Annotated in this window: 15 protein-coding genes; 8 read left to right on the top strand and 7 right to left on the bottom strand. The window is 66.8% G+C overall.

The window, feature by feature from the left end:
* Positions 1–19 precede the first annotated feature (19 nt).
* A complete protein-coding gene (locus ASF65_RS08280; RefSeq protein ID WP_156369217.1) occupies positions 20–1,825 on the top strand; it encodes a hypothetical protein in 1,806 nt (601 codons plus the stop codon).
* A 183-nt stretch (positions 1,826–2,008) separates the two neighbouring features.
* On the opposite strand, the gene ASF65_RS08275 is transcribed toward ASF65_RS08280, so the two are convergent.
* Together ASF65_RS08275 and ASF65_RS08270 are read right to left on the bottom strand one after the other, a co-directional pair.
* On the bottom strand, positions 2,009–3,301 hold the full coding sequence (locus ASF65_RS08275; protein WP_055887771.1) for a type II toxin-antitoxin system HipA family toxin: 1,293 nt from the start codon (positions 3,299–3,301) through the stop codon (positions 2,009–2,011).
* Entirely contained in the window at positions 3,298–3,618 is a 321-nt protein-coding gene (locus tag ASF65_RS08270) for a helix-turn-helix transcriptional regulator (protein WP_055887768.1), read from the bottom strand. The genes ASF65_RS08275 and ASF65_RS08270 overlap by 4 nt, the downstream gene beginning before the upstream one ends.
* A gap of 363 nt (positions 3,619–3,981) precedes the next feature.
* Between ASF65_RS08270 and ASF65_RS08265 the strand changes: the two genes are divergently transcribed.
* From ASF65_RS08265 to ASF65_RS08250, 4 genes are all read left to right on the top strand, one after another.
* Positions 3,982–6,258: a P-loop NTPase fold protein gene (locus tag ASF65_RS08265; RefSeq protein ID WP_162239467.1), complete on the top strand. Its 2,277-nt coding sequence runs from the start codon at positions 3,982–3,984 to the stop codon at positions 6,256–6,258.
* A 157-nt stretch (positions 6,259–6,415) separates the two neighbouring features.
* The gene (locus tag ASF65_RS08260) at positions 6,416–9,547 is read left to right on the top strand and encodes a TerB N-terminal domain-containing protein (RefSeq protein ID WP_082505284.1); all 3,132 of its coding nucleotides are present in this window, start codon (positions 6,416–6,418) and stop codon (positions 9,545–9,547) included.
* A complete protein-coding gene (locus ASF65_RS08255; protein WP_055887759.1) occupies positions 9,544–10,881 on the top strand; it encodes an ATP-binding protein in 1,338 nt (445 codons plus the stop codon). Before ASF65_RS08260 ends, ASF65_RS08255 begins: the two co-directional genes overlap by 4 nt.
* Positions 10,862–13,093 carry a DEAD/DEAH box helicase gene (locus ASF65_RS08250; RefSeq protein WP_055889006.1) on the top strand — a complete coding sequence of 744 codons (2,232 nt, stop codon included), beginning with the start codon at positions 10,862–10,864 and terminating at the stop codon, positions 13,091–13,093. Before ASF65_RS08255 ends, ASF65_RS08250 begins: the two co-directional genes overlap by 20 nt.
* An 82-nt stretch (positions 13,094–13,175) precedes the next feature.
* Here the strand turns inward: ASF65_RS08250 and ASF65_RS08245 are convergent, their stop codons facing one another.
* The 5 genes from ASF65_RS08245 to ASF65_RS08225 all read right to left on the bottom strand — a co-directional run bounded on the left by ASF65_RS08245 (position 13,176) and on the right by ASF65_RS08225 (position 18,030).
* A complete protein-coding gene (locus ASF65_RS08245) occupies positions 13,176–14,195 on the bottom strand; it encodes a 3'-5' exonuclease (protein WP_055889003.1) in 1,020 nt (339 codons plus the stop codon).
* A gap of 205 nt (positions 14,196–14,400) precedes the next feature.
* Positions 14,401–15,045 carry an arylesterase gene (locus ASF65_RS08240; RefSeq protein WP_244486596.1) on the bottom strand — a complete coding sequence of 215 codons (645 nt, stop codon included), beginning with the start codon at positions 15,043–15,045 and terminating at the stop codon, positions 14,401–14,403.
* A gap of 154 nt (positions 15,046–15,199) precedes the next feature.
* Positions 15,200–16,462, bottom strand: a complete 1,263-nt coding sequence (locus ASF65_RS08235; protein ID WP_210166638.1) for an amidohydrolase family protein — start codon at positions 16,460–16,462, stop codon at positions 15,200–15,202.
* Positions 16,463–16,721: 259 nt separating this feature from the next.
* Complete coding sequence (locus ASF65_RS08230; RefSeq protein ID WP_055887752.1) at positions 16,722–16,967, bottom strand: hypothetical protein; 246 nt, start codon at positions 16,965–16,967, stop codon at positions 16,722–16,724.
* A gap of 40 nt (positions 16,968–17,007) precedes the next feature.
* Positions 17,008–18,030 carry an alpha/beta hydrolase gene (locus tag ASF65_RS08225; RefSeq protein WP_055887750.1) on the bottom strand — a complete coding sequence of 341 codons (1,023 nt, stop codon included), beginning with the start codon at positions 18,028–18,030 and terminating at the stop codon, positions 17,008–17,010.
* Between the two features lie 266 nt (positions 18,031–18,296).
* On the opposite strand from ASF65_RS08225, the gene ASF65_RS08220 reads away from it, so the two are divergent.
* Genes ASF65_RS08220 through ASF65_RS08210 form a run of 3 tightly spaced genes read left to right on the top strand, consistent with a single transcriptional unit; the run spans position 18,297 to position 23,759 of the window.
* On the top strand, positions 18,297–19,058 hold the full coding sequence (locus ASF65_RS08220; RefSeq protein WP_055887747.1) for an ImuA family protein: 762 nt from the start codon (positions 18,297–18,299) through the stop codon (positions 19,056–19,058).
* Entirely contained in the window at positions 18,973–20,493 is a 1,521-nt protein-coding gene (locus ASF65_RS08215; protein ID WP_055887744.1) for a DNA polymerase Y family protein, read from the top strand. Before ASF65_RS08220 ends, ASF65_RS08215 begins: the two co-directional genes overlap by 86 nt.
* A complete protein-coding gene (locus tag ASF65_RS08210) occupies positions 20,490–23,759 on the top strand; it encodes an error-prone DNA polymerase (RefSeq protein ID WP_055887742.1) in 3,270 nt (1,089 codons plus the stop codon). Before ASF65_RS08215 ends, ASF65_RS08210 begins: the two co-directional genes overlap by 4 nt.
* Positions 23,760–23,822: the final 63 nt, after the last annotated feature.

Genomic DNA, 23,822 nt, shown 5'->3' with positions numbered 1-23,822 from the left:
CCTGCTTCGCGGATCCTCCGTGGACGACGCCGAGGTTCGCTTCGATGTCGGAGGCAACATCCTCGCCGGCGCATCGGATACCGGCAAGAGCTTCGTACTTCACTGCCTCGACTACATCCTGGGCTCGGATATCATGCGCAAGCGCGTCCCCGAGGCCGAGCCGTATTCGACCCTCTTCGTCGAATTCGGTAATGGCACCGGAGAGGCGTTGACCTTGAGGCGGGATCTCTCAGGCGGTAACCTCGAGGTCTACGATCTCCCGATCGAACGGGCTTCCGGTTCGAACCGGACGATCGCCCCAAGACGTCGTGGCACGTCGCAGAGCGACGACGTCACCTCGGTGATCTTCCCGTTCGCAGGTATTCCCGAGGCCCGCCTCAGGACGAACAGCCAGGGGAAGGTCCAACGGCTCACCGTCCGAAACCTGTTCCCGATCTTCGTCGTCGACGAGATCTCCGTCATCGCCGAGCAGTCGCCCGTGCTCGGAGAGACCGGGTTCGGGGACACCATGCGCAAGCGGATGTTCTCGTTCCTCCTGACCGGGAAGGACGATTCGGGGGTCGTCGCGGAGGAGAAGCGCGAGATCGTGAAGGCCCGCCTCGCCGCGAAGCTGGGTGTCATCGAGGAACTGATGGCCCCGTTGGAGAAGCGGTTGGAAGGCGTTCGCCGGGACGAGTCGCTGGACTCCGTGGAAAAGCTCGAAGCGGCGATGGAGACGACGCGAATGCGGCTCCAGACCATGGAGCTGGAGCGCGAGGAATTGCAGTCGGAACGGTCTACGGCCGCCGAGAGCCTGGATCACGCGAACTCTCAGATCATCGCCATCGACGAGTTGCGGGTCCGATACGGTCTCCTCCAGCAGCGGTACGACTCGGATCTGAAGAGACTGGATTTCGTCGCGGAGGGCGCCCAGTACTTCGACCAGCTGCAGGAGGTGACCTGTCCGCTCTGCGATCAGCCGATGACGGCCGACCATCGCCATGTCGCCGAGGAGAGGAGCTCGGGAATCTACGACGCGGCCAAGTCCGAAGCGGCGAAGATCCTGGCACAGCGGACCGACCTCCAGGCCGCGATCTCGGATCTCGAAGGCCGGCGGGCGGTACATGTCGCCACGGTCGACGAGTGCGCCACCAGGTTGGAGGAGATCGAGGGCAGGCTCCGATCCGATCTCGCACCGAGGCTAAAGGGGGACGTCGACCGGCTCGACGCGCTCTCCGAGAGACGGCTGCGGCTCGAGGCGACGCGCAACGACCTGGACCAGTTCGACAACCTCGTCCAGCTTCGGCAGGAGATCGAGGACGCCGCAAGGGACGGACGACCTAGGGCCAAGGAATGGGAGCCGCTGCCGTCGGCGGCCCTGCTGGCGTTCTGCCGCCAGGTGGAGGCTACGCTCAAGGAGTGGGGCTGGCCCTCGGAGGAGCCCCGTGTCGAGTTCGATCAGCAGACATACGACATCGTCGTCGACGGTCAGGCGCGTCAGTCGCACGGCAAGGGTGTTCGAGCGCTTCTCTACTCGGCCTTCGTCGTCGGGCTTCTCCGCTATTGCGCGCAGAACAAGCGCCCGCATCCGGGGTTCGTGATCATCGACTCCCCCCTGACTTCCTACAAGCGAGGCAGGGACGTGGAGGCATCCGATAGTCTGGACCCCGGTCTGGAAGATGGGTTCTGGTCGTCGATACCGAAGACGAGCCGGGACCTCCAGATCATCGTCGTCGAGAACAAGGAGCCGCCGGTCGCGGTGCAGGACGCCACGCATTACGAATGGTTCGCCGGTCCGAACGGAGCGGATGGCGATCGCAAGGGGTTCGTGCCTCCTGCTCGCTGAGTGGTCCTCCTCGAGGATGCCGAGGCGTCGACCTCGCCAGCCCGTGGCACAGTACGATGCGCAGCCAGCGCACGCGCGATCGCTCCGAGCGAGGACACGGGGTGGATCGTGGATGAACGCGGGTACCACCTCTCGAGAACGGTCGTGGTGGCCGTTCTCGGCCGCCCTCCGAGGTGCGCCGCCCTAGCCTGGTGCGAGACCCGGCTCCTTGTCTCCGATCGTCCGTCCGGTCTCGATGCCTGGTTCGAACTCTGCCAAGATCGCATCTCGCCGGTGATCGAGCAACTCGCCGGAATCGAGGAAGTCGGCGAGGTAGTTCAGATCGTGGTCGCGCACGCCACAGGCTGCGAAGACCGGCCGCCACTGGTTCACCCAGCCAGCTACGTGATTCCATTCCTGCCTTGCTTCCTCCGGCGTGAGACCGAAGTGACGCGAGGCCGCGACCGCATGGTCGACGTCGAAGCGGTTCAACATGGATGGGGTGGGCGAGAACTGGATCGCCTGTATACCCAAGCCGTTCATCTGCGTGGGGATGTCATACGCGGGCGACAACTCCCAATGTCCGGAGTCGGTTCGCAGGAACGCATGGTTCTTGGTGTGGTCGTCCGTGTTGTCGATCAGCACGTTGAAGACCATCCGACGGAACAGTTCTCGTCGCATCCCGTCCATGCGATCCGCAGGCGCGAACCGCCTGATCACGCCAGCCATGGCGGCGTAGCTGTCGTCGCCTTCCGCGATCAGCATCGTCCGGGCCGATACGCCGTGGACACGCCGTCCACCTCTTCTGTCGAAGCGACGGACGAGCAAGACGTGGTCGACTCCTCCGGGTAGAACGAACGAGTCAGCCACGTCGATGCCGGCATGCCGAGCCAGTTCCATGCACGCGTGCTCGATCAGGAGCTGATCCACGTTGCTGCCGCGTGGAAACTTGGCGATCCATTCGTCGTCATCGTTCGCGATCAACAGCTTCGGGTGCGCGCCACCCATGGTTCCAGCGCTGGCGACCAGCTGCCTCTCGCGTTCGGTCAGCGGTTCCCTATCCATCACGCGAGCGATCAACGCCTCGGCAACCGCAAGGGACTCGAGGGTCATCAGCGCCGGCGTCTCGTAGGGAACGTACTCGTCGGCGCTCATGGATACGCCCAGGGCGCCGAACCTGCGATCGCCCGCGTACCAGAGCTTGTCGAGCGGTGTCATGCGTGGCGGCCTGGAGACCACGCGGATCATCCGCTCGCCCCATCGGTCGGGCATGGCGTCCTCGATCGCTCCAGGCGCGACCATGTCACCGCGTGGCGCATGCGTGCGGTGATCCAATGTCAGATCAGGTGACAGCTCGAAGCCCGTCCGCAGCCACTCGTCCGAAAGGTCGAGGAGGCACCGCCGGTTTCCGGCATCGAGGCGCACCTGGCCGACCAGTCGACGATTCTCGCCGCCGAGGTACCAGACCGACAGTTCGCTGCCCCTGAAATCGCTCACCGCCTAGCCCTCCTTCGATCTGCCCGATCGACGTCCAGCATGGTCGCGTATTCGTCCGAGGCCGGTTCGAGGATATCGCCGAGCGTGGACGCCTTGCCGAAGATCCACAGCGCCGTGGCGTACACCCCGATCGCGACCTTCGGGTCTCCCGCTTCCATCCGACGGAGGGTGGGGATCGACGTACCGATCCTCGCCGCCATGGTCCTGAGACTTTCGTCGCGGCGCTGCCGCGCCGTCCTGAGATGCGCGCCGAAAAGTACGAGAGACGACATTACCGCCTCGGGCATCACAGCGATGGCAGGCGAACTTCGCGGCATGGAACCAAGCTTTCCTCGAAACCCGTTTTCGAGAAAGCATATGTGTATATTTACTCCCCGTACAAGGTGTCATGCACGACGTCGCCAAGAGCTGAACGCTGCCGGCGATCGAGCGTGCATCTCGGACCTGCGAGCGCGCATATCCCGTCGTCGAGGGCTTGAAGTCCACCTATCCCGTCAGGATACTGGATGCTCCGCATACACCAGGGCAGGGTCGCATCGGCGCGTGTCGCCCCGATATGCTGGGGTCGATGACCACTGCGAGAGCTTGCCGCGGGTCGGCCTCCGGTTCCGGGCGGTCATGATCGATCGGAGGGCGTCATGGCTTGGCTATCGGTGAAGCTCGACTGGGCGGAGCATCGCATGATCGAAACGATCCGACGCCTTCTGGCCCGTCTCCCTTCTCGAAGCCATGGCTTCAGTTCGAGCGAGGATTCGGGAACCGCCGGGGAGGGCGCCAGCCCGAGCGACGAGGGCGATCTGCCCACGAACTTCAACAGCGACTCCCCCATCCTGCATCCCAAGCAGGACGAGGTCGGCATCGATCCCTTCGCGAGGGCGATCGCGAGAAGCATCGCGAGAGCAGATGCATCGGCAGGCCTGGTCTATGCGATCAACGGCGTGTGGGGTGCGGGAAAGAGCAGTGCCGTCAACTTGGTCCTGCATCATCTAGGCGACGACGTTCGTGAGGGCCGCATATCCGTCGCGGCCTTCAATCCCTGGTGGTTCTCTACACCCGAGTCCCTGACGATGGCCTTCTTCGCCGAACTCGGCGTTACCGTGGGGAAATCACTGGATCGTCAGGCGAGGGAGGCACTGGCCAAAGTGGGAAGTCGGCTCTCGGCCGCTGGGCCGTTCCTGGGCGGACTCGCGTCGATCGCGGCGACACCGGCCGCGGGGGCCGCCGTCGCCGGCGGTGCCAACCTCCTCGAATGGATGTCGCGCCTCGACACGACGGTCGAGAAGGAACATCGGAAGCTGTCGGATGCCTTGCGCAACTCCGGGACGCGCTACTTGGTCGTCCTCGACGACATCGATCGGTTGGGTACGGACGAGGCGCTTCAGGTCTTCAAGCTCGTGAAGTCGGCAGGCCGGCTGCCGAACGTCGTCTACCTCCTGGCCTACGACAGGACCTTGGCCGACAAGATGGTCGCCGAGCGGTTCCCCTCGGAGGGAGCGAGCTACCTGGAGAAGGTGGTACAGGGCGCGTTCGACCTACCTCTGCCAAGTTCGGAGACGTTGGATCGGCAGATCGTCCGCACCGTGGAGAAGGTCATGGGCGGGCCGCCCGACGACAAGCACACGCGGTTCGTGAACCTGTTCCACGATATCGTATCACCCGTCCTACGGACGCCCCGCGACGCGGTGCGACTCGGCAATGCCATCGAGGTCACCTGGCCAGCGGTGGGAAGCGACGTCGACCGCGCCGACTTCCTTGCGTTGGAAGCCCTGCGCCTCTTTCGTCCGGAGGTGTATCGGACCATACGATCGAATGGTCCCATGCTCGTAGGCCGCCACTCGGAAAGGGACCGGAACCAGGAGGAGACTAGGCGGCGTTACGATGCCATCTTCCTGGACATCGTTCCCGGGGCCGACCGCACGTTCGTCGAGCACGCGCTCCGTCGCCTCTTTCCACGCCTGGATGCAGTCTGGGGAAACCTCTGGCACGACGGGTGGAACGAGAGCAGGCGAGATCGTCTGGTCTGCTCGCCGGAGCATTTCTCGACCTACTTCACGTTCGCCATCCCCGACGGTGCGATCTCCATGGCGGAGAGCCAGGCGCTCGTGGACGGGGTCGGGACTCCCGGCGCGACGGCGGCGCGGCTCCGAGCCGGGCTTGATCAACGAGGCATACGAGGGGGAACCCGCACCGCGCTCCTGATCGCGGAACTGATCGACAGAGCCAGCGACGTGCGCGACGAGGATGTTCCCGGTCTCCTGCGGGAGATCTTCGCCGCCGCCGACGATCTGAACGTCGAGCAGAACGTAGCCAGGGGATTCCTATCCCACGAGACGAACGAGATCCGACTCTACAGGTTGACGAGAGCGCTACTTATCGACCGCATGCCCGTCGAGCAGCGCTCCGGTCTCGTTCGCGATGCCGCGCCGGCGGCGGCGTTGGAGTGGCTCGCGACGTTGTCGAGTGGCTACGGTGCCGTCAGGAACGCTCGCGGAACGGAACGAGATCGCGGCATAGAGAACGTGGTCGACGACGAGACCACGGATTGGCTGTTGGAACTCTCACGCGATCGACTTAGGGGAGCGACCGTCGACGGCAGTCTCGAGGCGCACCCCAATATCGTCAGTCTGCTCTACCGATGGCGCGACCGCACCGACAGCGACGAGGTGCGGGCTTGGACGAGCCGACGCCTCGAAGCCGAAGGCTTCGTGGTGTCTCTCGCTCGGGGCGCCGTCCAGGAGTCTTGGTCGTATGCCATGGGAATGTTCGGCTCCCTGGGCGATCGCGTTGCCCGACGAAGCTTCCATCGGAACAATCGATCGCTCGGTACAATCCTCGACGTCGATGCGATGGACCGACGAGTAGCCGAACTTCTCGACGACGAACTCGTCGGCGGCGAAGATCGAGCAACCCTCGAGCGCTATCGAACCGCACCCGATCAGTCGGCGGACGAGATGTGAGGGTCCGCAGGTCGCTTCCGGTAGGGGCGGGCCTCGCGGATCGACCTCGCTACCATTCCGCCCATCGAATGTACGGACGACGACGTCGCATCTTCCCCGCATCCTCGCCCGATGGTTAAGGTGTGAATCGGCGGCGGGAACAATCGGGGGTAGCGTCTTGGAGTGGTTCATCATCCTCCTGTTCGCAGGGGGCGCGGTCCTCGTGCATCGCTATTACTCGCGCAGGCATCGAGAGAAGTCCGCTAAACCTAAGCCGATGAACCTGGCTCCGCGGGATACGGTAGCGGAGACACCGATCGCCGGCACCGATCCAGAGCCGGCCTTCGCTGGTTTGGAGCGCGAGATCCAACTCGCAGTCGAGGCTCCGATGGAGCCGCCTTTGCCAGCGCAGCCGTTGCAGTCTTCGTCCGTCGATCAGGCTCGCCCAGCCACCGCAGTCGTTCCCGAGATTCCGGGCCCCATGCCGCTTCGGCACTGGCGGGAGGCGGCTGGCCTGACCGGCGGGACGCTCGCCCTGGCCAGCGGGCTGAAGTCTAGCATCGTGCATCAGATCGAGAACGGCACCCGCAGTCCTACGGAGCTGGAAGCGTTCGCACTCTCGAATACCTTGGGGATACCGACCGACAGGATCGGGTTCCCTGCGCGATCGACGTTCGGATCGAGCGATGAGTTTCGGCGGGATATCCTCGGTGAGCGGTCCGCCAGGAACCTCGCAGCGATATCGTCGAGCGATCGACCTGTCACCCCGGTCCAGGGAAGGGAGGATGCGACCGTTCGGCCAGGCGCATCATCGGCGAATCCTCCATCGAGCGTACACACCTCGTCTCGGTCACAGGATCGGATCGTCGCAGGACCTCTGCCGGTCGCGCGTGCACGCGAGCTTCGAGGACTCACGATCAAGCAACTTTCCGATCGTACGGGGATCGCCGTCGCGACGGTCTACCAGATCGAGACCCGCACCCGGACGCCGACCCTCGACGAGCTAGAGGCGCTGTCTGATGTCTTGAACATCGATGCGTCGCTCCTTCTCGTTCAGCCGCAGCCGCAGCCTACACCGGTACCATCGGCTCCTGCCCCAACGGCCGCGCCGACCGCCAAGGCTGCGCCCATTCCTCCTGCGCCTTCGGTCGGCGAGCGGATCTCGAAGTTCGCCGAGTCCGTGCGCCAGTCCCGGCTGCCCTATCGATGGGTCAGCAGCGATGAGGTCATGGAGATCGCCGGCCATACGATCCGAGGTGGCCTCTTCTTCGTCGGGCGAGAACTGCAGGCGCCCCGGAGCGGTCGCAAGGATCCGAGCCTCCTCGATCCGTCCGCCCGGGTCGCGGCGTCCGGTGCCGACGTCGCGGGCAGCTCCGTGCCGTACTGGCCGTCGTACTCGGAGATCACTCCCGCTGCTCGTCTTGCTCACCTACAGTGGCTCGCGGGTGGCCGGAGCGATCCGGACTACGGGATCTGCTATCCATTCATCTTCCTGTACGGGCTTGAGCGGCGGCTCTTCCACGACGGGGAGACGGGCGATGCGGCCGCGATCGTCGCCGAGGTCGAACGGCTTCTGGCGATCTACGGACGCGACTACTCGTTCCGGACCTATGCCTCGAAGCTCCTTGGCGCCGCAGCCGCGCTGCTCGACGACGTCCCGAAACCGACACCGAGTCCGGCCCTCTGGACCGGAGAGGAACTGCCGGTAGCGATCCGGCTGCACCTTGGTCGAAGGATCGCCGAAGGGGCGGCGCTCGACGCCGACGACGCCCTCGTCTGGCTTCTCGGGCATCCCGAGACGAGGACGCGGACAGCGATTGAACGATGCTTCCCTGAGGCGCGCCTTCTCTGGGAGGCGAAGTTCGCCGAGCGGTTCCCCTCCGGCATGAAGGTCGCCGCACCTAAGCGCACCATGCTCGTTCGCTATGGAGCGGCGTCGGGTGAGTTCGAGGCGGAGATCGTACCGTCGTTTGCAGGGCGCCCGGTCCCCGACGTGGTCGGACTAAGTGCACCCTTGAAGTGGATGCGGGAGGCGCTCGATGCGTGTTCCGAGGAGCTACAGCCGTACAGCCGGCTGCTCGGGCGGAAGCCAGAGGCGCGAGGTACGATCGAGGCGGCATTCCTCGTACCGAAGACGATCGCGAATACCGAGTTTGGCGCACCCGCGAAGGCTGTCGGCGATGCGCTGCGGGCGCGCCTGACCACATCCGGCATGGCCGCGACTCCAGTTCGGACCCTAATGTCCTCCCTCGGCATGCCCGATACCGCCGAGGGTAAGGTTCCGGCGGCAACGGCCACACAGTTGGGAGCAATCCTCGATCGCCTGGATCTCGGCATCGAGCCCGATCGCCGGTACGGCTCGGGAACGCCCGGATTGGAAGGCGACGTGATCCTGTTCTCGGCGCCCGGTGGAGGCAACGTCGATTCCGATCGCGACGAATACAAGGCGATGCGCACGATGATCGAGGTCGCGGTCCTCGCTGCGGCTGCGGACGACTCCAAGGATTTCGCCGAACTCGCTGCGATCGAGGCAGACATCGCCGCGAGCGCAGGTCTCGGCGCAGCGGAGCGTGCCCGTCTGCAAGCCTTCGCTCGTCATCTCATGTCCGCCGGCACTAAGCAGGGGAACGTTCTGTCGCGGCTCGCGAAGATGCCCGACCTCGACCGGAAGCGCGTCGCTCGGAGCGCCATGTCGGCGGTGCTCGCCGATGGCCACGCATCCCCTGCGGAGATCCGTTTCCTGGAGAAGCTGTACAAGACGATGGGCCTTCCCGTGGACGACCTCTATTCGGCGATCCATCGCGGTGCGATCGAGGTCGACGCTCCCGTCTCGATCGCACCCGAGGAGGTGGCCGTCGGGGTCGCGATCCCCACAGGTCCCTCGGCCGATGCGTCGGTTGCAGCTCCGGCGCCGGTGGTCCGTGTCGATCAGGCGCGTCTGGATCGCATTCGATCCGAGACCTCCGCCGTCTCGCAGCTCCTCGCCGACATCTTCGAGGAGGATGCCGAAGACCCCGCGCCGGTCGTCCGGCGGGATGCCGCGTCCGTTACCGAAGCCGAGGGCCTGATCGGTCTCGACAGGGCGCATGGCCGGCTCCTACGCTCGGTGGAAGCGAGAGGAACGGTGGATCGTAGCGAATTCGACAGGCTGGCCAGGGACTTCGGCTTGCTTCCCGATGGCGCGATCGAGACGATCAACGAATGGGCCTTCGACCGGTTCGACGAATCGATCCTGGACGAGGACGACGACGGATTGACGGTCCCCGATCACCTGAGGGCCGCGTTGAGCGACGTATCGGAGACGGCATGAACACGGGACCCATCAAATCGCGCGACCGCGATACGATCCTGCAGGCGCTGTCCGCCGGCGTCGTGCCGAGGGTCGGCCTGCGCCACGTGCAGGTCGGCCGGGCAGGGGAGGTCGGGGCCCTCGTGCGCGACATCGACCGCATCGCGGACGGCGGTTCGGCGTTCCGGGTCGTGGTCGGCGAGTACGGGGCGGGCAAGACCTTCTTCCTCAACCTCGTTCGCCTGATCGCCCTGGAGCGGAAGTGCGTCACGCTGCATGCCGATCTCGCTCCGGACCGACGGCTGCATGCGTCCGGCGGCCAGGCGCGCAATCTCTACACCGAGGCGGTCCGCAACATAGCGACCCGGACCAAGCCCGACGGGAACGCGCTGGCGAGTATCGTCGAGCGGTTCGTGACCGAATGCGTCAAGGACGCGGAGACGAGGGGGACGTCGGTCGAGTCCGCCATCGACGCTAGGTTGGCCAGTCTTCAGGACCATGTCGGCGGGTACGACTATGCGACCGTTCTCAAGGCCTACTGGCGCGGTGGCGAGACCGAGAACGAGGGGCTGAAGGCCTCGGCGCTTCGCTGGCTCCGTGCCGAGTACTCGACGAAGACCGAAGCGCGCCAGGCGCTGGGCGTGCGCAACATCATCGACGACGCGGACGTATACGACGCGTTCAAGCTTCTCGCCGCCTTCGTTCGCCTGGCGGGCTACACCGGGATTCTTGTTGTCCTCGACGAGATGGTGAACCTCTACAAGCTCCAGAACGCCCAGGCCCGAAACCAGAACTACGAGCAGATCCTGCGGATGCTCAACGACGTCCTGCAGGGCAACGCGCAGGGGCTCGGCTTCCTCCTCGGCGGTACGCCCGAGTTCCTAATGGACACGCGACGCGGGCTCTACAGCTATGCAGCCCTCCAGTCCCGGCTCGCCGAGAACACCTTCGCGGCCAACGGTCTCGTCGACCTCTCCGGTCCGGTGCTGCGGCTGCAGAGCCTGACGCCCGAGGATCTCTACGTCCTCCTCGGCAACATCAGGAACGTCTTCGCCGGTGGCGACCCGTCGCGCAACCTCGTACCGGACGAGGCCCTGCCGGCCTTCATGGCCCACTGCAACGGGCGCATCGGCGAGGCCTACTTCCGCACGCCGCGGAACACCATCCGCGCCTTCGTGCAGTTCCTTGCGGTCCTGGAGCAGAATCCCGGAACGCGTTGGACCGATCTCGTCGCGTCCGTCGCCGTCGCCGCGGACGCCGGCGAACCGGACGAAGACATCGTCGACGGGCCTTCCGAGGCAGTCACCGGTGGCGCACCTGCGACGGACGACGAGCTTGCCACCCTCAGGCTCTGAGCGGCGGGACGGCTACGATCGGCTCCACGTCGAGATCCGTCGTTGGATCCACGAGGAGGGGTGGAGCGAACTGCGGGACATCCAGGAGCGGACGATCCATCCGATCCTGGACGGCGGCGGGCACGTGCTGATCTCGGCCTCGACGGCGGCAGGCAAGACGGAGGCGGCGTTCCTGCCGATCCTGACGCAGGTCGCGGGCGCCGAGGAGGCTGGTCTCTCCGTCGTCTACGTCGCGCCGCTGAAGGCCTTGATCAACGACCAGTACCGGCGTCTCCTGCCCCTCTGCGAGAGGCTAGAGATGCCGATCGTGCGGTGGCACGGCGACGCGCCGCAGGCCGACAAGACGCGGACGCTGCGTAATCCACGCGGCGTGGTCCTCATCACGCCGGAGTCCCTGGAGGCGATGTTCGTCCGGCGGTCCGGCGGTCTCGGACGCCTGTTCGGCAACGTCCGGTTCGTCGTGGTCGACGAACTCCATGCCTTCCTGTCCGGCCCCCGGGGCCTCCATCTCCATAGCCTGCTGAACCGTCTGGACGGCGTCGCGGGTCGGACGATGCGGCGCGTCGGACTCTCCGCCACGATCGGGGATCCGCAGGCGGCGGCCGAGTGGATGGCGCCCGGGAAGGCGGAGACCGTCGTCCGCGTCGATGGGGCAGCGGGCTCCCCCGAGATCCTGCTCCAGGTTCGTGCCGTCCTCGAGGCGCACGACGTCGACGATCCGGATGCACTGGAGGACATCGGTGCGCGGCGGGCCCTCGACCTCGTCGCCGATCACGTCTTCCAGACGCTGCGTGGCGACAACAACCTCCTGTTCGCCGGTTCTCGCCGACGCGTCGAGGCGATGGTCGATCGCCTGCGCCAACGCAGCGACGACGCCGGCACGACGAACGAGTTCTTCCCGCATCACGGTAGTCTGTCGCGCGAACTGCGCGAGGAGCTGGAAGGACGACTGAAGGCAGGCACGCCTCCGACGACCGCGGTGGCGACGACGACCCTCGAACTCGGCATCGACATCGGCTCGGTGAAGTCGGTCGCGCAGATCGGGGCGCCGCGATCCCTGGCAGGCCTCCGGCAGCGTCTCGGACGGAGTGGGCGGCGCAAGGGCGTGCCGGCCGTCCTGCGGATCTACGTCCGTGAGCGCGATCCGACGACCGCATCCGACCTCATCGACCGGTTGCACATGGATGTCGTGCGGGCCGTCGCGGCGATCCGCCTCCTCGTCGCGAAGTTCGTGGAGCCGCCGGGGGCCGACCCCTCGATCGCTACCGTCGTGCTGCATCAGATCCTCTCGATCATCTGCGAGCGGGGTGGAGAGAAGGCCTCACGACTTTACGCGGACATCTGCGGAAAGGGACCTTTGGCGGCTCTCGGAAAGGGGGAGTTCGTCGCTCTCCTGCGGGCGATGGCGGGTGCCGACTCGAATCTCCTCGAACAGGCGCCCGACGGGACGATCATGCTCGGCGAGGCGGGAGAGGTGATCACCACCGGGAGGGATTTCTACGCGATCTTCGAGACCGACCAGGAGTGGAAGCTGGTCTCGGAGCAGTCGACGCTGGGGACGATCCCCGTCGCGAACTCGGTCGGCGTCGGAAGCCTGCTGGCCTTCGCCGGCCGGCGCTGGCGCATCGTCGACGTCGATGACCGGACGAAGACCCTGAGGGTGGAGATACACAGGGCGGGCAAGCTCCCGATGTTCGAGGGGCTGGTCTCGGAGCCGATGCATGACCGCCTCCTATCCGAGATGCGCTCCGTCTACGAGGATGTCGACGTCCCAGGGTACCTGGACGGGAATGCGAAGGCGCTGCTTCAGCAGGCCCGCACGGTCTACCGGGCGCACGATCTCGCCAGTATTCAGGTTCTAGCGGCAGGCGGCGACACGCAGATCTTCCTCTGGCGAGGTACGGCGATGGCCTCGCTGTTCGCCATCGCGCTGACCTCGCAAGGGCTGAGATGCTCGGGACACGACGTGGGGGTCACGGCGACGAACGCTACCCCCGAGATGGTGATCGCAGCCCTGCAACGGATCGCGGACGACCCGAAACTGACCGTCTCGGAACTCGCCAACGCGGTCGGCAATTTGCGTGAGGCCAAGTTCGATCGGTTCGTTCCAGAGGAACTGCTTCGGCATCTCTGGATCGTACGCAATCGAGGTCTCGAGCTGGACCTTCGCACGCTTGCTCGTGAGCTGGCCGTCAAGATCACCACCAGCTGAAATGCGACCTGGCAGTCTTCGGGTTCATTCTAATCACTTCGTCCCAAAGCCTTCGTTCAGAAAGCTAGGCTCCGAAAGCCGCTTACGACTTGAACCGCTCGCACGCCGTCAGGCGGTGAACGATTGCTTCCGGGTACCCGCCGTAGATCTCGTGCGTCAGGAAGGCGTCCTCCTCGCCGAAGGCGGTTTCATCGACCTCCCGCCACCAGCACTTCGGACGGCCATCCGAACCGTCCGCCCATCGGTAGCCTCGTGCCTTCAGGATGTCCTTCGTATGGAACGGCGAGCCGATGGCGTGGATGCGTAGGCGATCCCTTCCGGCAGAGGCGACCAACTGGAAGAAGGGGGCCGGCACGTCGACGTTGGGGGACGAGCCTGACAACACCTCGAGCAACGCATGACAGTCGTCGACGGCCCGGTGGCCGGTGTGGAAGTAGCCAGCCTGCCCGACGAGATAGCCGAGCTTCGTCCCCTCGAACCCCAGGGATGTCCAATCGATCTCGGACACCGAACAGGCCCAAGGCTTCACGTCGAACCCGCGTGCGAGCTTCTCGCAGAACGGTCGGTCGAACCGCGCGTTGTGCGCGACGACCAGATCCGCCGGCTCGATGAAGCGCTCGACGGCGTCGAGGTCGATGGTCTGGCCTCGGACCATTTCGTCCGTGATGCCGGTGATCCGGGTGATCTCCGCGGTGATCGGTTGACTAGGCTCGCGGAGGGCCGAGAACACGTCGATGACGTCGCGAATTCCCGCATCGTCGTAGGTGAACGCGACCATTCCGATCTCGATCACCTCGTGCGTCGAGTGGTCGAGCCCGGTCGTCTCCGTATCGAGGATGACGCCGCGCTTGAGGTCGATCGGCCAAGGAGATGGCATCGACGCCATGGGCCGCGGCATGAGTCGTCGCAGGACACGGTAGCGTCCCGTCGCCACGAGGTGCTCTGCCATCTCGTCGTCGGATGGGAGGGCGGGGACGGTGACGCCGCGAGGACGGCGATTGGAAGGCTCGGGGAGAGGCCTGGGCGCGGCGTCGTCGTTGGCGGCGAGGTCCGCGAACAGATCGGCCTGCCGCCCAGCCGTCGTAGGCGGAAGCCGTCCCATCAGCATCCCTTGGCGAGCTGCGGCACCGAGCGGCGGCGGAGATCGGAGAACGTAAGGTATGAAACCATGGTTGGCACCATCGCCGGATGTGCCGGGGGCGCGCAATACCGCCGATCGGGGCCATCCCCACAATCTATCTGAGATGCGGGCACGGCATCATCGGCCAAATCATGTTCTGGCTGGAAGGGAACTCCTTCCGATCCCGTCAATCGACGGCCGAGCGCCGCCCTTCGAGCTTGCGAAGCTCAGACACCACGGTTGGCATGATGCCGTCGACGATGCGCTTCACGCCGGCTGCGTTCGGATGGATGCCGTCCCCGAGGTTCAAACTCGTCTGGCCGGCTACGCCCTTTAGGAAGAATGGATAGAGGGCAGCCGAGCGTCGGTCCGCCAACCGCCTATAGATCGGGGCGAACGCCCGTGCGGCATCGTTGCCTAGGTTGGGAGGAGCCACCATCCCCGCAAGGACCGTTGCCTTCGACACCTTGCCGACATGCGAGAGGATGGCGTCGAGGTTGCGCTCGGTGGTGCGCGGCGGCACGCCGCGGAAGATGTCGTTCGCACCGAACTCGACGATGGTGAGGTCGGTGCCCGGTGGGACGGCACGTTCCACGCGGGCCAAGCCTTTGCCCGATGTGTCGCCCGAGACGCCAGCGTTGGCGACGGTCACGTCGTAGCCTCGCGCCCGCAACGCAGCCTGCAACTGGGCCGGGAACGCCTCGCCGGGTTTCAGGCCGTAGCCCGCGACGAGACTGTCGCCGAAGGCGACGACCCGGATCGGCGTCGCCCCGGACTGGGCGAGCGCATCGCCGCCGGCTGCTGCGAGGACGCCGAGCATGGACAGAGCCATCGCTGCGACTCGAAGGAAGGCACCGTCGGGCATGAGGCGTCCTGAAGTTTTTGGAAGATCGACCGCAGGTGGGGATCGGGGAACGGTCTTGCGATGGAGGGCCGGCTTGCATGGAATCGACGGGGGAAGTCTCCGGCTCAACTTAGGTTGCCTGTCAGTCGGATGCCGGCGGCCAGCCGCCGGCGCGGCTCGCGACGCTTCGGATCGAGCGCGCCACGTCGTCGAGGAGCCGGGGCACGTCTACCTTGCGGAGCCGCCCGTCGCGCTTGCGGATTTCGCCGTCGACCATGACGAAGTCGACATGGGCGGGCTGCGCCGAATAGACCACCAGCGCGGCCGGGTCGCCGTCCGGCAAGGGGCCCATGCCGAGGTCCTGGAGGTCGAGGGCGATGATGTCGGCCCGTTTGCCCGGAGTGAGCGTGCCGATCTCGTCGTCTATGCCGATGGATCGTGCGGCGTCTCGTGTCGCGAGTTCGAGGACTCGGCGCGGAGACGGTGCGGTTTCGTCCCCGCTGCGGCCCGCCTCGTTGAGGGCGAGAAGACGCATGTTGGCGAAGAGATCGGCTTGGCCCGCAAGGCCCGGCCCGTCGATCCCGAGCCCGATGCGGCGCATGGGCTCGAAGTCGCGGAGCGCGATCACGCCGTAGCCGACGCGCTGCTCCGTGACGGGTGTCAGGGCGAGAGAGGCGCCGGCCTCCTCGAAGACGCGGAGTTCCTCGGGCGAGGCGCCGGTCGCATGGATGATCTGGACGTCGGGACCGAGAAGGCCGCTCGCCGCCAGCGGAGCCACCGTCTTGCCCGAGGCATGCACGGCGATCGGCAGGCCGAGCGCTCGCACGGCGGTAAGTTCCGTGCGGCCGGTCGCAAGCTGTTGCGGCGAACCCGTGCCCGGGCCGCGCCAGCCGAAACCCAGGGTCACCCGGCCGTCGCGCCATCCGGCGGCCAGCGTTCCCAGACGATCGAGATGAACCGTCTCGTCCGCCGGCATGTCGTCGTGGGCACCGAAGAGAAGCCTTGCGCGCAGGCCGCTCTCCAGAAGCGCCTGCCGGTTCGCCTCGAAGAAGTCGGTGCCCCGGTTGTTGTGGAAGAAGTCGACCGTCGTCGTCACGCCCGAGGCCAGGGTTTCCACGGCGCCGTAGTAGGTGCCGATCCGCACGTCCTCGGGCGTGAAGTGCCGCCCGAAATGCGCTTTGACGTCGAAGTAGGCTGTCTGCGGCGTGTTCTGGAACCAGCCCTTCATGGAACTGGTCCAGAGGTGGGTATGCGTGTCGACGAGACCGGGCAGGACGAGCTTGCCGCCTAGGTCGATGCGCGTCACGCCCGGCGCTTCGATCCGCGGCGCGATCTCGGCGATCGCGCCGTTCCGCACCAGGATGTCGCCTTGCCTGAGATCTCCGACGCCCGGATCGAGCGACATGACGTAGCCTCCACCGAGGACGACAGCTTCGCGTTCCTGCGCATCAGACGGCGTTACGCTGAACGTCAGAGCCCAGGCGTATGCCGCGCAGACGATCACTCGACGCATCGTGTCTCCCAGGACAGTTCGAACCCGAACACCAATTGGAGCGAGCATCGATGCACGGCGACCGTGCGTCACGGTATCGTGCGTCGCTGCCGATCAGACGTGGATACAGCCGACGTAACGGCTGCCGAGTACATCCTCCCAGATCACCCGATCATCCTTGATCGAACTCGGAAGGCAGTTCGCCGTAGCGGGCAAGGACGACGGGATCCTCGACGACCTCGCCCGTATCCGTGTCGATCGTCTGCTGGAGCGCGACGACGCCTGCGGTCCGGGCGGCGTCGCGCTCGGCGCGTCCCTTCGCCTCAACGGCCGTCTTGAACTCCATCTGCCGACCCGAGACCAGGCGCTTGCCCATGCGCTCGAACTGCTGGACGATGAACAGCGTCTTCTCGGGCATGGATGTCTCCACCGGCTGGTTGCGGAGGCCCCAACCTACATCACTTCTCGCGGAACCCCAGTACCTCCAGCAGCTTGGCGTGGAAGACGTCCGGCGCCTCGACCTGAGGCGAGTGCCCGAGTTCGGGGAACTCGATCAGCGTGGCCTCGGGAATGGCTTCCGCTGCCTGCCGTCCGAGCGTCGGGTACTGGCCGAGCGTCTCGGCGATTTCCTCGGCTGCCCGGTTGCCACCGGGGGCGGTGCGGTCGAGCCCGCCGATCATCAGGACCGTGGGAACCGCGATGCGCCCGAACTCGTGGACCACGGGCTGGGTGAACACCATGTCCGAGGTCTGCGCCTGGGTGCGGGCGACGATCTCTCGACCGTCTCCGGCATACATTCCCGCCGACATCTCGACCCAGCGGTCGTACTCCGGCTTCCAGTCGCCGTTGTAGTAGATGCGCTGCTGGTAGGCCTTGATGCTGTCGAAGCTCGTCTTCAGCTCGCCCGCGTAGGCATCGTCCAGCGGCTGGTACGGCACGCCCTTCGCCTGCCAGTCCTCCAGCCCGATCGGGTTCACCAGGACGAGCTGTCCGACGTCGTCCGGGAACATCAATGTGTAGCGGGCGGCCAGCATGCCGCCCATGGAGTGCCCGACGACGACGGGCTTCTCGATGCCGAGTTCGGCGACGAGGGCGTGCGTCCGGGTGGCGAGGTCGGGGAAGCTGAACTGGTAGCCTTCAGGCTTCGACGACTTGCAGAAGCCGATCTGGTCGGGGGCGATGACGCGGTACCCGGCCTCCGTCAGCACTGCAATCGTCCGCTCCCAGGTCGCGCCACAGAAGTTCTTGCCGTGGAGGAGGACGGCGGTCCTGCCGTTCGCCTCGCCGGTGGCGGCGACGTCCATGTAGGCCATCTCCAGGGCCTGCCCCTGTGAGCGGACCATGCGCATGGCGACGGGGTGGGGGTACTCGAAACCCTCGAGCCGCGGACCGTAGACGGGATGCTCGACGCTCGTCTGGGCGATCGCCGTCATGGGCAGGAGGGTGCCGAGAAGGGCGGTGGAGAGAGTCCAGCGGATCATGCGAGCGGGCCTTTCGATATGTTCCGCTTACCTCGGGCGCCCGGCCGCTACCGCCAGCTTTCTCCCGGAGGCGTGATCCCGGCGTCGGGAGGACATCTGTCGAGACGGACTCCGGCCGCGCCGACAGCGCTAGCCGAGTTGTCCACAGTCTGGGTCGCATCGGTGGATAGCCGAGAGGTCGATTGACTCACGGGCTAGTCACGGAACAGAACGGGAACATATTCTTCGACCGAGTCGTCCGTAGGAATCTGGTCCGTCGCCAACCGATGCCCCGCATGCCCAACAACTCCGTCCTGGCCGATCTACGCGAGCGCGTCCAGCGCCTCGAGGGTAGGGATGCGCGGGTTCGCGAGGCGCTGCCGTTCGGCGTCCCGGAGATCGACGGACGCCTGCCGGGCGGCGGGTTGGCGCTGGGTGCCCTTCACGAAGTGGCGGGCGGGGGGAACGGGGCGGTCGACGGAGCCGCGGCCGCCCTGTTCACCGCCGGGGTCGCCGCTCGCACGAAGGGCAAGATTCTCTGGTGCATGACACGCCCAGACCTCTTCGCCCCTGCCATCGCCCAGGCCGGCCTCGCTCCAGGTAGGGTGATCTACGTCGAGGCGGGCGACGAGAAGACGCTTCTGGCCTGCTTCGAGGACGGCCTCCGGCATGGCGGACTTGGTGCCGTCGTCGCCGAAGTCGCCAAGCTGTCGATGACGGCGTCGCGCCGCCTCCAGCTCGCCGCCGAGGGGTCGGGCACGCTCGCGCTCGCCGTCCGGCGATGGCGACGACAGGCCGAGGCCGCGGACTTCGGCCAGCCGACCGCGTCCGTGACGCGCTGGCGCGTCTCCGTCCTGCCGTCGCGCCCGCTGCCCGTTCCCGGCGTCGGCCGGTCCCGGTGGCTCCTCGAACTCCTGCGGTCCCGGGCGGGAGAATGTGCCGACTTCGAAGTGGAGGCGTGTGATGCCCAGGGTCGTCTCGCTCTTCCTTCCACGGTGGCCGACCGATCGGCTCCGCCGCAAGTCGCCCGGAAGCGCGCCACCGGCTGACATCCCGCTGGTGCTCGTCGGGCGGGACGGGAGCCGCCGCGTCGTCCTGGCGGCGGACGAACTGGCAGAGAGCGCCGGCCTCCACGTCGGCATGCCCGCTACGAAAGCTCAGGCGCTGGTTCCCGGCCTTGCCATCCTGGACGCCGACCCGGTCGGGGACGCGGACGCGCTGGACCGCCTTGCTGTCTGGGCGCTGCGGTTCTCGCCCGTCGTCGCGGCGGACCCGCCGGATGGGCTGGTCGTCGATACGACCGGCGCCGATCACCTGCATGGTGGCGAGGAGGCCATGCTCCGCGCGATCGTCGACCGCTTCGCCGCGTCCGGGCTGGAGGCACGTGTCGCGATCGCGGACACTTGGGGCGCCGCGCATGCAGCCGCCCGGCATGCGGGCGCCGCCATGGTCCTCGTGGAGCCGGGGCGGGCGGAACACGCCCTTGCGCGGCTGCCCCTTGCTGCCCTCCGCTTGCCCGAGCGCATGCGCCGCGACCTCCAAGTCCTTGGCTTCGCGACGGTCGGAGATCTCGCGGCCCAGCCTCGGGCGCCGCTCGTCCAGCGCTTCGGTCCGCAGCTCGTCCGGCGCCTCGACCAGGCGTTCGGCACCGTGCCTGAGCCGATCGAGCCCGTTCGGTCGCCCGACCTCGTCGAGGTGCGACGCGTCTTCGGCGAGCCCATCGGCGCGCCGGAGACGATCAAGCGGTATGTCGGCAAGCTCGTTGTCGCCCTTGTCGCCGAACTTGAACTACGCGGCCTCGGCGCCCGCCGCCTCGACCTCCTGTTCGGCCGGGTTGATAACCGATCGGAGGCCATCCGCATCGGAACGGCGAAGGCGGAGCGCGACACGCGGCGCCTGACGCGTCTCCTGTGCGACCGGATCGAGAAGGTCGATCCCGGCTTCGGAATCGAGGTCATGACGCTCGCGGCAACGCATCACGAGCCGCTCGGCGCCGCCCAGGTCATGTCCTCGCTGGTCGAGGAGCCCAAGGTGGACGTCTCCGGTCTCGTTGACCTGCTAGCGAACCGCATCGGCGAACGTCGCCTCTATCGCTTCGCCCCGGTGGCCAGCGACGTGCCGGAGCGGTCCGTCGCCCGCGTCGAGCCGATGTCCATCGACGACGGCGCGTCCTGGGACGACCACTGGCCGCGGCCGTCCCGGTTGCTGCCGCGGCCCGAGCCCGTCGAGACGATGGCGCTCCTGCCGGACAACCCACCCGTCTGGTTCTCATGGCGGGGGCAGCGCCGCCGCATCCGCCGCGCCGACGGCCCGGAGCGGGTGTTCGGCGAGTGGTGGAAGCGGGAAGTCGAGGCCGCGGAGGTCAGAGACTACTTCCGCGTCGAGGACGACGCCGGCGAGCGGTATTGGCTCTACCGTGCCGGTGACGGTGAGCATCCTGCGACCGGCTCCCACAAGTGGTATCTCCACGGCATCTTCGGATGAGCGGCGCACCTCGCTACGTCGAGCTTCAGGTGACGTCGCACTTTTCGTTCCTGCGGGGCGCCTCGTCCTGCGAGGAGCTCTTCGCTACGGCCGCGCTGATGGGCATGGAGGCGTTGGCCGTCGTTGACCGGAACTCGGTGGCCGGGATCGTGCGCGCCCACGAGGCGGCGAAGACGACGGGCGTCCGCGCCATCGTCGGATGCCGCCTCGACGTCGTCGACGCGCTGCCCGTCCTCGTCTACCCGACGGACCGTCCGGCCTACGCCCGCCTCTGCCGCCTCCTGTCGCTCGGGAAGTCGCGGGGCGGGAAGGGACGCTGCGTCCTGCACTGGGACGACCTCGTCGCGCATGGCGAGGGCATGGTCGCCATCCTCGTTCCTGATGAGGCCGACGAGGACCTCGGTCGCCAGCTCCGTCGCCTACGGGACGCGTTCGGCACCCGGGCCTACATCGCGCTGACCCTGCGCCGCCGGCCGAACGACCAGTTCCGGCTGCACGAGCTTTCGACCATGGCGCAGGCGATGCGCGTGCCGACGGTGGTGACGAACGACGTCCTCTTCCACGAGCCCGACCGTCGAATCCTCCAGGACGTCGTGACCTGCATCCGGCACGGCGTGACGATCGATGCGGCTGGGTTTCGTCGCGAACGGCATGCCGATCGTTACCTCAAGCCGCCGGAGGAGATGCACCGCCTCTTCGCCCGGTACCCGGAGGCGCTCGCCCGGACGGTTGAGATCGCCGACCGTTGCCGCTTCTCCCTGTCGGAACTCGCCTACCAGTACCCGGAGGAGAAGCAGTTCCCCGACCTGACCCCGCAGGAGGCGCTGGCCAAGCTGACGTGGGAGGGCGCGGCTGAGCGGTACCCCGAGGGCTTGCCGAACAGCGTCCGGCGCAACCTCGAGCACGAGCTCCGGCTGATCGAGCGCCTCGACTACGCGCCGTACTTCCTGACGGTGAACTCGATCGTCCGGTTCGCGCGGTCGAAGGGCATCCTCTGCCAGGGCCGCGGCTCGGCGGCGAACTCCGCCGTCTGCTTCGTGCTGGGCGTGACGTCTATCGACCCCTCTCGCAACGACCTCCTGTTCGAGCGCTTCGTGTCCGAGGAGCGCCGCGAGCCGCCTGACATCGACGTCGACTTCGAGCACGAGCGGCGCGAGGAGGTCATCCAGTGGGTCTACGAGACCTACGGACGGGACCGGGCCGCCCTGTGCTCGACCGTCATCCGCTACCGGGCAAAGGGCGCGCTGCGCGACGTCGGCAAAGCGCTCGGCCTGCCGGAGGATCTAACGAAGACGCTCTCGTCCCAGGTCTGGGGCTGGTCGGAGGACATCGACGAGAAGCACGCGCAAAGCATCAACCTGAACCTCGAGGACCGCCGGCTCCGGCTGGCTCTCGAGCTCGCGGGACAGCTCGTCGGCTTCCCGCGGCACCTGTCGCAGCACCCCGGCGGCTTCGTCCTGACGCGCGACCGCCTCGACGAGCTCGTCCCCATCGAGCCGGCCGCTATGGTCGACCGCCAGGTGATCGAGTGGGACAAGGACGACATCGACGCGCTGAAGTTCATGAAGGTCGACGTGCTGGCGCTCGGCATGCTGTCGGCGATGCGTCGGGGACTGGACCTCCTACGTGAACATAAGGGGATCGCCCTCGACCTTGCCAGCATCCCGGCGGAGGATCCGCGGACCTACGCCATGATTCGGCGGGCGGACACGCTCGGCACCTTCCAGATCGAATCCCGCGCCCAGATGGCCATGCTGCCGCGGATGAAACCGCGGACCTTCTACGACCTCGTCATCGAGGTCGCGATCGTCCGCCCGGGGCCGATCCAGGGCGACATGGTGCACCCCTACCTCCGCCGCCGTGAGGGCAGGGAGAAGGTCGTCTTCCCGAAGCCCGAGCTCGAGCGCGTCCTCGGCAAGACGCTCGGCGTGCCGCTCTTCCAAGAGCAGGCCATGCGCGTCGCCATCGAGTGCGCAGGGTTCACGCCGGGGGAAGCCGACCAGCTTCGTCGTGCCATGGCGACGTTCAAGTTCACAGGCGGCGTCTCGCACTTCCGGGACAAGCTGGTCGAGGGGATGGTGGCGAACGGCTACGAGCGCGAGTTCGCGGAGCGCACGTTCCGCCAGCTCGAGGGCTTCGGATCCTACGGTTTCCCGGAGAGCCACGCGGCGTCCTTCGCGCTGATCGCCTACGCGTCGTCCTGGCTGAAGTGCTGGCATCCCGACGTGTTCTGCGCAGCGCTCTTGAACGCCCAGCCGATGGGCTTCTACGCCCCGGCGCAGATCGTGCGGGACGCCCAGGAGCATGGCGTCGAGGTGCGGCCGGTCTGCGTCAACGCCAGCCGCTGGGACTGCACGCTGGAGCCAAGCGGAGCGGAAGAGTTTTCCGAGGCCGACGACGGGCGATACGCGGTCCGGCTCGGGCTGCGGATGGTGCGGGGCTTAAGCAACGCGGAAGCGGCTCGCTTGATCGCGTCGAGGGAGGACAGACCATTCGCGTCCGTCGATGACCTGTGGCGCCGGGCGCGAGTCCCGCACGCCACCCTGACCGAGCTCGCTGAGGCGGACGCCTTCCGTCCCGCGTTGGGAATGAGCCGCCGGGACGCACTGTGGGCGATCAAGGCGCTGCGCGACGAGCCGCTCCCATTGTTCGCCGCGGCCGCTGACCGGGAGGCGGCAACCGTGTCCGAGCAGGTCGAGCCCGTCGTCCGGCTACGGGCCATGCCGGAGGGTGGCGAGGTCGTCGAGGACTACGGCCACGTCGGGCTGACGCTGCGCCAGCATCCTGTCTCGTTCCTCCGGGCCGAGCTGGGCCGGCGGCGCCATATCACCTGTGCCGAGGCTATGAGTTCACGTGACCGAAGGTGGGTCGAGGTGGCCGGTCTCGTCCTCGTTCGCCAGCGGCCCGGGTCGGCGAAGGGCGTCATGTTCATCACGATCGAGGACGAAACAGGCGTCGCCAACCTCGTCGTCTGGACGAAGGTGTTCGAGGCGAACCGCCGGACGGTGCTCGGTGCCGGGATGATGGGCGTACGGGGACGCATCCAACGGGAGGGCGAGGTCGTCCACCTCGTGGCGCACGCGCTGACGGACCTTTCGCGGGAGTTCGCGAGCGTCGGACGGCGGGGACGGGCGGACGAGGGCATGACCGACATTGCAGGCGTGATCGCGAAGGCACCGCCACGCATGCCGCCCGCCAAGACGATGGCCGATCCCTACGGTCATGTCGTCGACGAGATTCGCGTGAGAACCCGAGATTTTCGTTGATGGTACGCTACCCCGACGATCGGGGTCGGTGGAGGACCACCGGTCCCAATGTACGTCGCAATC

This window comes from Aureimonas sp. Leaf324 (assembly GCF_001423245.1).
Taxonomy (GTDB): Bacteria; Pseudomonadota; Alphaproteobacteria; order Rhizobiales; family Rhizobiaceae; genus Aureimonas.
The sequence above is the reverse complement of the archived record's forward strand: the minus strand, read 5'-3'. Positions and strand labels throughout refer to the sequence as shown.

What these genes read in the sequence shown, in the direction of transcription:
- ASF65_RS08270 (WP_055887768.1), bottom strand. Translation starts at nt 3,618, where the DNA reads ATGCCGCGAAGTTCGCCTGCCATCGCTGTGATGCCCGAGGCGGTAATG.
- ASF65_RS08265 (WP_162239467.1), top strand. Translation starts at nt 3,982, where the DNA reads ATGATCGAAACGATCCGACGCCTTCTGGCCCGTCTCCCTTCTCGAAGC.
- ASF65_RS08255 (WP_055887759.1), top strand. Translation starts at nt 9,544, where the DNA reads ATGAACACGGGACCCATCAAATCGCGCGACCGCGATACGATCCTGCAG.
- ASF65_RS08245 (WP_055889003.1), bottom strand. Translation starts at nt 14,195, where the DNA reads ATGGGACGGCTTCCGCCTACGACGGCTGGGCGGCAGGCCGATCTGTTC.
- ASF65_RS08240 (WP_244486596.1), bottom strand. Translation starts at nt 15,045, where the DNA reads ATGGCTCTGTCCATGCTCGGCGTCCTCGCAGCAGCCGGCGGCGATGCG.
- ASF65_RS08235 (WP_210166638.1), bottom strand. Translation starts at nt 16,462, where the DNA reads ATGTCGCTCGATCCGGGCGTCGGAGATCTCAGGCAAGGCGACATCCTG.
- ASF65_RS08230 (WP_055887752.1), bottom strand. Translation starts at nt 16,967, where the DNA reads ATGCCCGAGAAGACGCTGTTCATCGTCCAGCAGTTCGAGCGCATGGGC.
- ASF65_RS08225 (WP_055887750.1), bottom strand. Translation starts at nt 18,030, where the DNA reads ATGATCCGCTGGACTCTCTCCACCGCCCTTCTCGGCACCCTCCTGCCC.
- ASF65_RS08220 (WP_055887747.1), top strand. Translation starts at nt 18,297, where the DNA reads ATGCCCCGCATGCCCAACAACTCCGTCCTGGCCGATCTACGCGAGCGC.
- ASF65_RS08215 (WP_055887744.1), top strand. Translation starts at nt 18,973, where the DNA reads ATGCCCAGGGTCGTCTCGCTCTTCCTTCCACGGTGGCCGACCGATCGG.
- ASF65_RS08210 (WP_055887742.1), top strand. Translation starts at nt 20,490, where the DNA reads ATGAGCGGCGCACCTCGCTACGTCGAGCTTCAGGTGACGTCGCACTTT.